This window comes from Labrys sp. Lb11 (assembly GCF_057554225.1).
In genome coordinates this window covers 15,029-27,716 of record NZ_BAAJOT010000009.1, presented here as the reverse complement: position 1 = coordinate 27,716, position 12,688 = coordinate 15,029, and the positions used below count along the sequence as shown (strand labels likewise).

Annotated in this window: 10 protein-coding genes and 1 tRNA gene; 3 read left to right on the top strand and 8 right to left on the bottom strand. The window is 71.6% G+C overall.

Going from position 1 to position 12,688, the window contains the following annotated elements; translation table 11 throughout:
- Nucleotides 1–399 precede the first annotated feature (399 nt).
- Nucleotides 400–1,314 carry a DMT family transporter gene (locus tag AC27L4_RS28960; RefSeq protein ID WP_487146089.1) on the bottom strand — a complete coding sequence of 305 codons (915 nt, stop codon included), beginning with the start codon at nucleotides 1,312–1,314 and terminating at the stop codon, nucleotides 400–402.
- A 91-nt stretch (nucleotides 1,315–1,405) separates the two neighbouring features.
- Between AC27L4_RS28960 and AC27L4_RS28955 the strand changes: the two genes are divergently transcribed.
- On the top strand, nucleotides 1,406–2,179 hold the full coding sequence (locus tag AC27L4_RS28955) for an AraC family transcriptional regulator (protein ID WP_487146088.1): 774 nt from the start codon (nucleotides 1,406–1,408) through the stop codon (nucleotides 2,177–2,179).
- Nucleotides 2,180–2,254: 75 nt separating this feature from the next.
- Here the strand turns inward: AC27L4_RS28955 and AC27L4_RS28950 are convergent, their stop codons facing one another.
- Complete coding sequence (locus tag AC27L4_RS28950; RefSeq protein ID WP_487146087.1) at nucleotides 2,255–4,297, bottom strand: M3 family metallopeptidase; 2,043 nt, start codon at nucleotides 4,295–4,297, stop codon at nucleotides 2,255–2,257.
- A gap of 372 nt (nucleotides 4,298–4,669) precedes the next feature.
- Between AC27L4_RS28950 and AC27L4_RS28945 the strand changes: the two genes are divergently transcribed.
- Entirely contained in the window at nucleotides 4,670–5,611 is a 942-nt protein-coding gene (locus AC27L4_RS28945) for an NAD-dependent epimerase/dehydratase family protein (protein WP_487146086.1), read from the top strand.
- Between the two features lie 19 nt (nucleotides 5,612–5,630).
- Here the strand turns inward: AC27L4_RS28945 and AC27L4_RS28940 are convergent, their stop codons facing one another.
- Nucleotides 5,631–6,056, bottom strand: coding sequence for a cupin domain-containing protein (locus AC27L4_RS28940; RefSeq protein WP_487146085.1), 426 nt, complete (start codon nucleotides 6,054–6,056; stop codon nucleotides 5,631–5,633).
- Between the two features lie 72 nt (nucleotides 6,057–6,128).
- Complete coding sequence (locus AC27L4_RS28935; protein ID WP_487146084.1) at nucleotides 6,129–6,362, bottom strand: BrnA antitoxin family protein; 234 nt, start codon at nucleotides 6,360–6,362, stop codon at nucleotides 6,129–6,131.
- Between the two features lie 169 nt (nucleotides 6,363–6,531).
- Here AC27L4_RS28935 and AC27L4_RS28930 point away from each other — a divergent pair, with 169 nt between their 5' ends.
- Nucleotides 6,532–7,974, top strand: a complete 1,443-nt coding sequence (locus tag AC27L4_RS28930; RefSeq protein ID WP_487146083.1) for a DEAD/DEAH box helicase family protein — start codon at nucleotides 6,532–6,534, stop codon at nucleotides 7,972–7,974.
- A gap of 18 nt (nucleotides 7,975–7,992) precedes the next feature.
- On the opposite strand, the gene AC27L4_RS28925 is transcribed toward AC27L4_RS28930, so the two are convergent.
- The 4 genes from AC27L4_RS28925 to AC27L4_RS28910 all read right to left on the bottom strand — a co-directional run bounded on the left by AC27L4_RS28925 (nucleotide 7,993) and on the right by AC27L4_RS28910 (nucleotide 12,617).
- The gene (locus AC27L4_RS28925) at nucleotides 7,993–8,835 is read right to left on the bottom strand and encodes a Cof-type HAD-IIB family hydrolase (protein WP_487146082.1); all 843 of its coding nucleotides are present in this window, start codon (nucleotides 8,833–8,835) and stop codon (nucleotides 7,993–7,995) included.
- Nucleotides 8,836–9,727: 892 nt separating this feature from the next.
- Nucleotides 9,728–10,693 (bottom strand): DMT family transporter, encoded by a 966-nt coding sequence (locus AC27L4_RS28920; RefSeq protein ID WP_487146081.1) that lies wholly within the window; start codon nucleotides 10,691–10,693, stop codon nucleotides 9,728–9,730.
- A 265-nt stretch (nucleotides 10,694–10,958) separates the two neighbouring features.
- On the bottom strand, nucleotides 10,959–12,437 hold the full coding sequence (locus AC27L4_RS28915; protein WP_487146080.1) for a protein adenylyltransferase SelO: 1,479 nt from the start codon (nucleotides 12,435–12,437) through the stop codon (nucleotides 10,959–10,961).
- Nucleotides 12,438–12,541: 104 nt separating this feature from the next.
- A tRNA-Thr gene (locus AC27L4_RS28910) sits at nucleotides 12,542–12,617 on the bottom strand.
- Nucleotides 12,618–12,688 lie beyond the last annotated feature (71 nt).

The window sequence follows — 12,688 nt, the reverse complement described above, 5'->3', positions numbered from 1 at the left end:
GCGCCCCGGGCCAGTGGCGACGCGGCACCGCACATCCCCAAGTCTCCAAACGGAATGTTACCAGTCGGTAACAGGCGGATTGTTACAGGTCGGTCACATCGACGTCAAGCCCGGTCGATCGAGAATTTGGCCTCGGGGCAGACGTCCATGGCGACCGCGGCGGGTCAAGCATCGCCCTGTCGCCACCTTCGCAACGGATCGGGGCAAAGCTGTGGCCGCGCCGCCCAGGCTTGGCCCCCCCTGCCCCGCCGCCCCGGACGCGCGCCTGCGAGAACTGCCGGGCTGTCCGGCCGGACGAGAGAGCCGCGCTGCATCGCCCACGCCGGCGCCCGACGCTCCCGGTCGCCAGCGGCGAGGCCGGAGCGCGATGGCCGTGGCGACGGTCATGATCACGTCCCCTCATTCGGCCGGCACGGCCGGCCGGCGCGCCAGCGGCCGCTTGACGAGCTGCGCCAGGGCGACGCCGGCGAGCGCCAGGCCGCCGCCGATGACGTGGAACGGCTTCACCGGCTCGCCCAACATCGAAATCGCGATCGCGGCCGTCAGGACCGGCAGGAGGTTGATGAAGGCGGCGCAGCGGCTGGGACCGAGACGCTCGACGCCGCGGATCCACAGGAACGGCAGCACGACCGACGCCATGATGCCGGCATAGGCGATCAGAGGCAGCGTCTCGGCGTCGAGCCGGCGCGATGGCGACGGCGTCGCCATGAAAGCCGGGAGCATGACCACGAGCGTGCACAGGGCCTGCATATAGGTCGATTGCCAGGCGCCGACCGGCAATTGCCAGCGCTTCAGCAGGACGCCGTAGAGCGCGTAGACCAGGGCCGCCAGCAACATCAGCGCATCGCCCGCATGCACGCCCTCGCGCAGCAGGACAGCCGGGCTGCCGCCGCTGACGAGATAGACCAGGCCCGCGAAGGACAGCATGCCGCCGCCGACCATGCCCAGTGTCGGCGGTTCGCCAAGCACGGCAGCGCTGAGCGCCACGGTCAGCAGCGGCGTCAGCGCCGTGAACACCGCCATGTTCGTCGCCGTGGTCGTCTCGGCAGCCAGGTAGGACAGGCTCTGGAACAGGCAGGTGGCGAGAAAGCCCAGGATGACGAACTGGCCCATCAGCGGCCAAAGCACGGCCCGGTTGCGCCAGGCCGGCACGGCCACGAACAGGCTCATCAGGCCGACGGCGAGGACCAGGCGATAGAAGGTGATCGCCTGCGCGCCGATCGCATGGGCCGAAAGCCGCGAGACGATGACGTTGCCGGCCCACAGGACGATGGCCAGGAAGGGGTAGAGAAGGGCAGCGTTGCGTTTCAGCATGGGGCCTCGCAAGTGGAAAGGCCCCGGGTGATAGGCGATCGCCTCTCTGTCCGTCTCACGCTAGAATGACAGGAGTTAGCGAGATCGGGACATGCTGGACGAGTTGACCACCCGCCACCTGCAATATCACGCCACGCCCCGGCCGGTGGCGGCGATGGAGATCGACTATCCCTCGGGTAGTTCCACCGGGCGGCACGCCCATCCGCGCGGCCAGCTCCTGCACGCCATCGAGGGCGTGATGATCGTCCGCTCGGCCGCCGGCTCCTGGGTGGTGCCGCCGAACCGGGCCGTCTGGCTGGTCGCCGGCCTGGAGCACGAAGTCGGGATGCGCGGCGAGGTGAAGATCCGCACCGTCTTCGTCGACACCGACGCCGCGCCGCACCTGCCGCGGGCGAGCTGCGTCATCGCCGTGTCGCCGCTGCTGCGCGAGCTGATCGTCGCGGCCACGGCGGTGCCGGCCGACTATGAGCCGGGTAGCCGCGACGAGCGCCTCATGCTGCTGCTGCTCGACGAGCTTCGCGAGCTCGACGTGCTGCCGCTGCATCTGCCGACCCCGGCCGATGCGCGCCTTCGCGCCGTCTGCGACGCGCTGGCCGCCTGTCCGGCCGACGTCACCACCGCCGAGCAATGGGCCGGGCGGCTGGGCATCACGCCCAAGACGCTCCACCGTCTGTTCGCGCGGGAAACCGGCCTCGGCTTCGGCCTGTGGCGCCAGCAGGCAAGGCTGCTGTACGCGCTGGAGCGCCTCGCCCGCGGCGAGCGGATCATCGATGTCGCGCTCGACAGCGGCTATGCCAGCCAGAGCGCCTTCACCGCCATGTTCCGCCGCCATTTCGGCATGCCGCCCAGCGCCTTCTATCGCTGAGCCTCCCCGACCGACATCGGGCCATCCCGCTCCTTCCTCGCCCCGACCGCGTGACGGTGGCCGGCGTGCCCGTCGCTAGGCCGCGAGCCCCCGCTTCCTCAGCAGCGCCGCCGGATCCGGGTCACGGCCGCGGAAGGCGCGGTAGGCCTCGTCGGGTGGCCGGCGGTTGCCGGCGGCATAGACGAAGTCGCGCAGGCGCGCCGCCGTCGCCGGGTCGAAGACGTCGCCGGCCGCCTCGAAGGCGCCGAAGCCGTCGGCGTCCAGCACCTCCGACCACAGATAGCTGTAATAGGCCGAGGAATAGCCGTCACCGGCGAAGACGTGCTGGAAATGCGGCGGCCGGTGGCGCATCACCATGCCGGCAGGCATGTCGATCTCGGCCAGCACCCTGGCCTCGAAGGCGCCGGCATCGAGCCCGTCCGGCTGGTCGAGGAGGTGCATCTCCAGGTCGACGAGGGCCGAGGACACGTATTCGACCGTGGCGAAGCCCTGGTTGAAGGTCCGGCTCGCCAGCAGCCGCTGCTGCAGCGCCTCCGGCATCGGCTCGCCCGTCCGGTAATGCGCCGCGAATTCCCGCAGGATCTCGGGCCGCTCCAGCCAGTGCTCGTAGAGCTGCGAGGGGAACTCGACGAAGTCGCGCACCACGTTGGTGCCGGAGATCATGGGATAGGTGACGTCCGAGAGCAGGCCGTGCAGCCCGTGCCCGAACTCGTGGAACAGGGTGCGCGCATCGTCGAAGGACAACAGCGTCGGCTGGCCGTCGGCGGCCTTGGCGAAGTTCATGACGTTGACGATGACCGGCCGGATCTCGCCGGCGAGCTTCTCCTGCGGCCGGAAGCTGCTCATCCAGGCGCCGCTGCGCTTGGAGGGACGGGCGAAATAGTCGCCGAGGAACAGGCCGACGAAACGCCCGTCCGCGGCGGTCACCTCGAAGGTCCGCACGTCCGGGTGGTAGGTCGGCACGTCGAAGCGCTCGGTGAAGCCGAGGCCGAACAGGCGATGCGCCGTCTCGAAGGCGGCGGCGATGATGCGGTCGAGCTGCAGATAGGGCTTCAGCTCGCCCTCGTCGAGGTCGAACTCGGCCTTGCGCCGGCGCTCGGCGTAGAAGCGCCAGTCCCATGCGGCGATGTCGAACTTGTCGCCATCGCCGGCGACCAGCGCCTGCAGCGCCGCCCGCTCCTCCAGGGCGCGGGCCCGGGCCGGAGCCCAGACCGAGCGCAGCAGATCCATGGCCGCGCCCGGCGTCCTCGCCATGGAATCGGCGAGCCGGAAATGGGCGAAGCTCTCATAGCCGAGCAGGCGCGCGCGCTCGGCCCTGAGCGCCACCGTCTCGGCGATGATCGCCCGGTTGTCGGTCTTGCCGCCCTCGCCGCGGGCGAGCCAGGCCCGGAAAGCGGTCTCGCGCAGGTCGCGCCGGGTGGAAAACTGCAGGAAGGGCTCGATCGACGAGCGCGACAGGGTGATCACGTGCCGGCCGTCCAGCCCGCGGTCGGCGGCGGCGCGGGCCGCGGCGTCGCGCAGGAACCCGGGCAGGCCGGCGAGATCCGCCTCGCCTTCCAGCACCAGCGTCCAGTCCTTCTCGTCGGCCAGGACGTTCTGGCCGAACTGCGTGCCGAGGCTCGCCAGCCGCTCGCCGATTTCAGCCAGCCGCGCCTTGGCCTCGGCCGGCCGGCCGGCGCCGGCGCGCAGGAACGCCGTGTGGTAGCGCTCCAGCACCCGGTCCTGTTCGGGGTCGAGGCCGAGCGTCGCGCGCCGGGCGAACAGGTCGTCGATGCGGCGGAACAGCGCCTCGTCGAGGAAGATCGCGGTACGGTGCCGCGACAGCACCGGCGCGATGTCGCGCTCGATCGCCTGCAGGGCGTCGCTGGTATGGGCGCCGGCGAGATTGAAGAACACCGCGCCGACCTGCTGGCTCGCCCGGCCGCTCAGCTCCAGCGCCTCGATCGTGTTGGCGAAGGTCGGCGGCTCCGGGTTTCCGGCGATCGCGGCGATCTCCCGCTTGTGCGCGGCCAGGCTTTCCTCGAAGGCCGGCGGAAAATGCTCCGGCGCAATCGCCGCGAAGGGCGGCGCACCGAACGGGGTGTCCCAGGTCGCGAGGAGAGGATTGTCGGACGGCATCAGGCGCGACTCCGGGCTGGGGCGTTGGACGATCGGGACCCCAGACATAGGCGTTGCGCCGGGCGGCGCAAGGAGCCGGGCAGCGGTTGCGATCGCCCCTCTCGACGTCCGCCGCGCGGACTGCTTCATTCCATGCCGGAGCCGCGGCGCCTCGGCCGGATGAAAGGGTAAAGCCGCCCGGGACGACGCCGCGACGCCGGGAAAGGAGAGAAACTCGACGACGCTTCGCAACTGTCGACGGCGGCTCGGTCTGGGGCGCCTTCACGCGCATCATCCTGCCCATCGCCCTGCCGGGCATGGCCGGCCCTCCTCTTCCGTGCACGCGCCGGCGCCGATATGGTCGCGGCTGGCGCAGGCGGCGAGGGATTCGCAATGGCAGACGATGTCGTCCTGGTGACGGGGGCCGGCGGCTGCATCGCGGCCTGGGTGATGAAGGACCTTGTCGAGGCGGGCGCCCGGGTCGTGGGCTTCGACCTGTCGCCCGACAAGCGCCGGGCCGGCCTGGCGATGGACGAGGACGCCCTCGCCGCCGTCGCCTGGGAGGTCGGCGACATCGCCGACGGCGACCGGCTGAAGGCGATCGCGGAGCGCCATGGCGTCAATGCCGTCATCCACCTGGCGGCGCTGCAGGTGCCGTTCTGCAAGGCCGATCCGGTGGCGGGCGCCAAGGTCAACGTGCTCGGCACCGTCAACGTGCTGGAGACGGCGCGCCATGCCGGCATCCGGCGCCTGGCCTATGCCAGCTCGATCGCGGTGCAGGGCATGGGCGCGGACAGCCCCTGGCTCGCCACGCTCTACGGTGCCCACAAGGCCTGCGGCGAGGCCATGGCCGCGGTCTACTGGCAGGACTGGCAGGTGCCGAGCGTCGGCATCCGGCCCGGCGTCGTCTACGGCCCCGGCCGCGACCAGGGCATGAGCGCCGCGCCGACCGTCGCCATGCTCGCCGCCGTGACCGGCACGGCCTATGAGATGCCCTTCACCGGCCCCTTCCCGTTCCTCTATGTCCGCGAGGCGGCCGCCGCCTTCGTCCAGGCCGTGGCGCAGGACCAGGCCGGCGCCGGCGTGTTCGACCTCAACGGCGTGCCCTCGACCATCGAGGCCGTCACGGCGATGATCCAGGCCCGCGAGCCCGCCGCCCGCATCGGCGGACGCGGCGGGCGCTTCCCCTTCCCCGATGCGATCGACGATACGCCGCTCGCCGCCGCCATCGGCGCCTACCGCCAATGGCCGCTCGAGGCGGGAGTCGCCGAGACGCTCGACCTCTTCCGCGGACTGGTCGCGGCCGGCAAGCTCGGCGCGGCCGACGTGCGCTGACGCGTTCGCGGCGACTGCGCTATTGCTTGAGGATCGTCGCCGGCTGGTCGCCCGGCACCTGGTCGAACACGATCAGGCGCACCGGCTCGGCGCCTTCGTTGGCGCCGTAGTGCCAGGTCCCGACCACTTCGACGATGACGTCGCCCTGGCGGTAGGTGAAGCTCTGGCCGGTGTCGGGCAGCACCACCGACAGCGTGCCCTGGAGCACATAGGCGTAGCGCGGGAACGGGTGCTGGTGCACCGGCAGCTTGGCGCCCGGCGCGATCTGGTATTCGGAGACCGTCAGCTTGACGTCGCCTTGCGGCAGGCGGATGGGCTGGCCGCTGGCGGTGGTCGCGGTGGCCAGCAACTGCGTCACCGTGACCGGCTTGGCCGCCTCCTTGGCGATCGCGCCGCCGACCGTGAGCAGCAGCGCCGCCGCCGCCACGCGCGCAATTCTTATCATGATACCTCCCTCGATGATCGATGCCGGCACCCGCCCTGCGGCGGGACCGCGCCGTTCGCGATGATGACGGGCTCAGAGGCCCGCGGCCGCCCGCAGCGCCGCGTTGATGCGGTCCTGCCAGCCCGGGCCGTCCTCCTGGAAGAAGGCGAGGACGTCGCTATCGAGCTTCAGCGTCACGCTCTCCTTGACAGCCGGCAGGGCCTGCCCCTGCGGCCGTGGCGCCGGAGCGGCCGGCGGCGGGGCGCCGAACACGGCTTCAGCCGCGGCGAAGGGGTCCTGCGGTCGTCTCGGCCGGTTGTTCGCCATCGGGCGCTCTCGATCTGCATGCTGCCGGCCAGGCCTGCGGCCGGGCTCTGGTCCGGCGCCCAGTCATAATGGAGAGCGCCGCGCCGCGCGAGCCCCATGCCGCGTCTTGGTCAACGCTTCGTCGCCGCGCGGGTTGAACGGAATCACCGCTTCGTGCTGCCCTGCGCCGATGCCAGCCCCCGCCCGCCCCGACGGCCCGCTCTTCGTCCCGCGTCCGCACCAGGAGGCGGCGCGCGACGCCATCCTCAACGCGCGGGCCGAGGGACGGCCGGGCTTTCTGCTCGGCGACCTCACCGGCCTCGGCAAGACCCTCTCGGCCTGGCTGGCGGTTGCCGCCATGCCCGAGGCCGAGATCCTGATCATCTGCCCGAAGGGCGCCATCCCGCAATGGCGCCGCACCATCGCCCGCTCCGGCAGCGCCGCCCGCGGCGTCACCCTGCTCAACTACGAGAAGACCAAGTCGCTGATGGCGCCGCCCGCCGTCAGCACCAGGCGCTCGGTGCGGGCGAAGAACAACGAGCTCGCCCGGCACGGCCGGCCCAAGCGCACCTGGCCGATCGTGGTGATCGACGAGAGCCACCGCATCCGCAACCCCGCCTCGCAGCAGGGTCTGGTCTGCCGGCAGATGGCGGAGGCGGCCGCCTTCACCGTCTACATCAGCGCCACGGCGGGCCAGGCGCCGCACGAGCTCTCCTATCTCGGCAAGCTCATGGCCGAGGCGACGGGCGGCCTCGGCGGCGACCTCGACAGCTTCCGCGCCCTGATGAAGCGCCTGCGCATCGGCAAGGCCAGGGGGCGCTGGAAGAACTGGAGCTGGGAGCCGAACGAGCGCGACCGCCGGCTGATCTCCGACCTGCTCTACAGGGGCGAGCGCGCCATCGGCCTGCGCCGCCGGCCCGAGGAGATCGCCGGCTGGCCGGAGGTGCAGCGCGAGCTGGCGCCGACCGCGCTCGACGCCGCCGGCCGCCGCCTCTACGAGGCGACCTGGCGCGAGTTCCGCCGCGAGCTCGGCCTCGCCGGCGGCAGCACCCGCCGTCCGGCCGGCTGGGCCGCGGATCTGCGCTTCCGGCAGAAGGCCAGCCTGATCCGCATCGCCGGCACGGCCGATTTCGTCGACGACCTCGTCGCCAACGGCCAGCAGGTCGCCGTCTCCGTCGCCTTCCTCGAGACCAGCGCCATGCTGGCCGAGGCCCTGCGCGGCAGGGGCTGGCGCGTCGGCGAGATCAACGGGGAGCAGGCGGGCGACGCCAATGAGCGCATCCGCCTCGCCTTCCAGACCGGCGAGCTCGACGCCGTGCTGTTCACGGTGACGGAATCGATCTCCCTGCACCGCGGCGAGCTGCCGGGCGGCGAGCGCGAACGCTCGCTGGTGGTGCACGACATGCGCCACAGCGCCATCCAGCTGGCGCAGATCGAGGGCCGCTGCCACCGCGACGGCCAGCGGGCGGTGATCTATTATGCCTATGCCGAGGCGACGGTGGAGGAGAAGATCGCCGCCACCGTCATCGGCCGCATGGCGATGATGGACGGCATGGCCGGCGACGACACGGCGATGCTCGACGCCATCGCCGGCATCGTCGAAGCCTCGGGCCGGGAGGTGCAGGCGGCGTAGGGCAAGCGGCCCCGGCGGTCAGCGCGCCGGCGCCCGCGGCAGCACCTGCGCCTCGATCGCCTGCGCCCAGCCGTCGGCGTCGTTCGAGGCCGTGACCGCGTGCGCGCGGGCCTGAACCTCGGGCGGGGCGTTGCCCATGGCGATGGCGAGGCCCGCGACCGCGAACATCGGCAGGTCGTTGGCCATGTCGCCGAGCACCGCCACCTCCTCGACCGGCACGCCCCAGTGCCGCGCGAAGGCGCGGACGGCGTGGCCCTTGTCGGCTGTCGGGTGGGTCACGTCGAGATAGTAGCGCTGCGAGCGCCGGGCCGAGGCGAGCGGCCCGAGGGCCGCCGAGAGTTCCTGCTCCACGCGGGCAAGGCCGTCGAAGTCGTTGGAAGAGCCCACGATCTTGCCGATGCGGTCGAGATGTCCCTCGAAATCGGCCACCGCCGTCGGGTCGAACCGGACGGTGCGCTGTTCGTGCGCGACATAGGCGCCGGCCGGGTTGGTGACCAGCCACTGGTCGCCGGCGAAGACCCAGATGTCGGCGCCGGCCGCCTGCAACGCCGGGATCGCCATGCGGGCCGCCTCCGCCGGCACGTCGTGCTCCTCGACGATGCGGCCGCCGCGGTCGACGATGCGCCCGCCGTTGAAGCCGCCGAACAGGTCGAGGCCGAGCGGCTCCGCCAGCATCGCCATGCCGCGCGGCGGCCGGCTCGACACGGCGGCCAGGGCGATGCCGGCCTCGCGCAGGCGCCGCGCCGCCGCGATCGTCGAGGGCGCGAGCGTCTTGTCATGAGTGACGAGGGTGCCGTCGACGTCGGAGACGACGAGCGAGATGCGCGAGGCGGCGGCGGTCTTCGGTTGGTCGCTGGTCACGCTCGGTCCTCCCATTCGGGCGAGGCCACACTGCCTCGCCCCGGGGACAGTCTGGCACGATGTTCGCCGATGCGCTCGCCCGATCTTGAACCTGCCATGGCGGCGGCGTGGACCGCACGCCGCCCGGGCGTCGGTTCCGCCGCCGGGCACGCAACCGTGGTCACCGCGTCGCCGTCGGCTCGTGAATCCAGCCCGGCGGAGCCTTTGCTCGGACAGGGCCGATAGCCCGGCTCGCCGGCTGGTTTCGGCCTGCGTTCAGCCCCGGTCGCCTTGACGCGCCGCCACAGCATTCTGCCGTTGGAACAAAGCCGGATCGGCGGTGCGTTCCTTGACATCGTGAAAAAGCAGTGGAAACAAGCTTTTGCAGTAAGGCTGCGTCCGGGAATAAGTGCTTCACCTCTATTTTGTGAAGCCCCCCTGTGGGCGAGATGGGCTCCATGCCGGACTTGCCGCGACGCCCGCGTCTTCCCTCCCCCGGCAAGTCGGATGTTTCCGACTTGCCTTCCTTGTCTGCCCATCTCGGGAACACCCGAGATGGGTGGGGAGGGATGAAAGGGTGGGGGTCGTGCAGGATAGGATGAACCCTACGTCTACGCCCCCCAGCCCCTCACCCCTCCCCGCAAGGGGGAGGGGACCGGCCGGCGTCGCGCCCGGAGCACTTATTCGCGGACGACGCCTAAGAGTGCTCCCCACGGGCGTGGAGATGAACCGTCGCGCAGATCGACGCATTCGGGCACCAGCGGTGTTCCCCACGCCCGTGGGGTGAAGCGCATCCTTCCATCGCAGCGAAAGCAGCCGCAGTGCCTCTATGCCTGCGGCCACGTCCCGCGCGTGGTTGTCGGCCGCCGGCCGGTTCCGCCCCCTCCCGCGTGATCCGCGCGCGGCGTCCTCTTCAGCCGCGGCGCAAGGCCTCGGCGCGGCGCACCCGCTCGCGGTGGGCGGTGTAGAGGCCGCTGGCGGCGATCACCAGGCCGCCGACGATGGTCCAGAAGCTCGGGATCACGCCGAACGCCGCGAGGCCGAGCACGGTGGCGAACAGGAGCTGGACATAGGTGAAGGGCGCCAGGATCGAGGCCGGCGCCAGCCGGTAGCCCTTGACGAGCAGCCAGTGGCCGATGGTCGAGAACACGCCGGTGAGGATGCCGAGCCCGGCCTCGGCCAGGGTGGGCACGCGCCATTCGAACGGCGCGACCAGCGACAGGACCAGGAAGCCGCCGACGGCGGTCCAGGCCAGCGTCACCTCCGGCCGCTCGGCGCTCATCTTGCGGGTGACGACCGCCGCCGTCGCCCAGATCATGGCCGAACACAGCGGGAACAGCGCCGCCGTCTGGAACGCGCTCGTCCCCGGCCGCACCACCACCAGCACGCCGAGAAAGCTCACCGCGGCCGCGGCCCAGCGATAGGGGCCGACCTTCTCGCCGAGGATCGGGATCGACAGGGCCATGATAAAGATCGGCGAGACGAAGTTGATCGCGGTCGCCTCGGCGACCTGGAGGTATTTGAGCCCCTCGACGAACAGCACCGACGAGCACACCACGGCCATGGCGCGCAGCCCCTGCAGGCCCGGCCGCTGCGTCTTGAAGGCGGCGCGGCCGTTCAGGATCAGCGCGGCCGGCACGACCATCATCGCGAAGGTGAGGTAGCGCAGCCAGGTGACCTCGACGGCCGGCAGCGTCGCCGCGGCCATCTTGGCGAGGACGTCGCCGGCGCAGAAGAACAGCGTCGAGCCGAGGATGAAGCCGATGCCCTTGAGGACGGTGTCGGGGACGGAGACAGCGCGCCTGGGCGCAGCCGCGGACGAGAGAGCGGCGAAGTTCGACGCATCGGCGGCGCCGACGCTGGAGGGAGGGGGGGCCATGATCTCAGACGAAGGACGGACTCGGCCGGAGATCGGCCGACCTGTCGGATATAATAGTTCGCTAAGCCTATACGGAAGATGAACGGATGTCGAAATCGTTTGGCAACGCCAATATGCCGCGGGTGGAACCGACACTTCGGGATTGACCGCCGAGCGCCCGCCCCGACGCGGGACGGGCCCCCTCGCCCGCCGGGAGAGGCGCTCCCTGCGCCTCTTTTCGCATGGCCGGCCCGCTTGCGCGCGATTCGGCCGCAGCCGGGCCTGCTCAGGTGCCGCAGAAGGTCCGGTACACCCGCTCGGCCGGCGGTGGCGGGTCGGCATAGCGGGCCAGGGCCGGCCGGTCGGCGTAGGGCGCCGACAGCACGTCGAGCAGGTCCTCGAAGGGCGCGAAGTCCCGGCTCTCCACCGCGGCGGCGATCACCGCCTCGACCTGGTGGTTGCGTGGGATGAAGGCGGGGTTGACGGCGCGCATCGCCTCCCGGCGCGTCGCGCCGCCGCCCGGCTCGGCCGCGAGCCTGAGGCGCCAGCGGACGGCCCAGTCGTCATAGGATGCCGGCTCCTCGAACAGGGCCCGCACGGGCGCGTCCGCCCCGGCGTCGACGGCGGCGTCGCCGAGGCGCCGGAAGGTCAGCGTGAAGTCGGCCTTGCCGGCGGCCATGCGCCCGAGCAGGTCGCGGATCAGGGCGAGGTCGTCGTCCTCAGCCGTCCGGAGCCCGATCTTGGCCCTGAGCCCGTCGAGATAGGCGCGCTCGAAGCGCTCGACGAAGGCGGCGAGCGCCGCGTTCGCCTGCTCCACCGCCGCCTCCTGGTCCTCGCCCAGCAGCGGCAGCAGGCATTCGGCCAGCCGGGCCAGGTTCCAGCGGGCGATGCCGGGCTGGTTGGCATAGGCATAGCGGCCGGTCTCGTCGATCGAGGAGAACACCGTGGCCGGGTCGTAGGCGTCCATGAAGGCGCAGGGACCGTAGTCGATGGTCTCGCCGGCCACCGACATGTTGTCGGTGTTCATCACCCCATGGATGAAGCCGACCAGCATCCAGCGCACCACCAGGTCGGCCTGACGCGCCACCACGCCCTCCAGCAGGGCGAGGTAGGGGTTGGCGGCCTCGGCCGCTTCCGGATAGTGCCGGGCGATGACGTGGTCGGCCAGGCGCCGCACCGAGGCCTCGTCGCCGCGTGCGGCGAAGAACTGGAAGCTGCCGACCCGGATGTGGCTGGAGGCGACGCGGGTCAGCACCGCCCCCGGCAGCGCCTGCTCGCGCCGCACCCATTCGCCGGTGGCGACCGCCGCGAGCGCGCGGGTCGTCGGGATGCCGAGCGCCGCCATGGCCTCGCTGACCAGGTATTCGCGCAGCACCGGCCCGAGCGCCGCCCGACCGTCGCCGCGCCGGGAGAACGGCGTCGGCCCCGAGCCCTTGAGCTGGATGTCGCGGCGCCGGCCGTCACGGCCGACCACCTCGCCCAGGAGGATCGCGCGCCCGTCGCCGAGCTGGGGCACGAAGCTGCCGAACTGGTGCCCGGCATAGGCCGCGGCGATCGGCTCGGCGCCCTCGGGGACGCTGGTGCCGGCCAGCATCTCGACGCCCGCCGGCGAGGCCAGCGCGTCGGGATCCAGCCCGAGCTCGAGGGCGAGCGGGCGGTTGAGCTTGATCAGCCGCGGCGCCGACACCGGCGTCGGCAGCACGCGGGCGTGAAAGGCCGGCGGCAGGCGGGCATAGCTGTTGTCGAAGGCGATCGAAACGGTCATCGCGGCCCCTGGCGGCAGGGTTGCGGGGCCGGAGACGACCGGCCCTCCCTCCTCAGATGTAGGATGATCCGGACGGGATTTGAACCCGCGACGATCCTTGGAAGTGGTGCCCCCGGCAGGACTTGAACCCGCGACCTTCGGTTTACAAAACCGCTGCTCTACCAGCTGAGCTACAAGGGCATGCCGTCGGACGCGGTCGCGCCCGCTTCATCGGCTCCAATGGCATAGCCGCCGGAAGGCCGGCAGGCAAG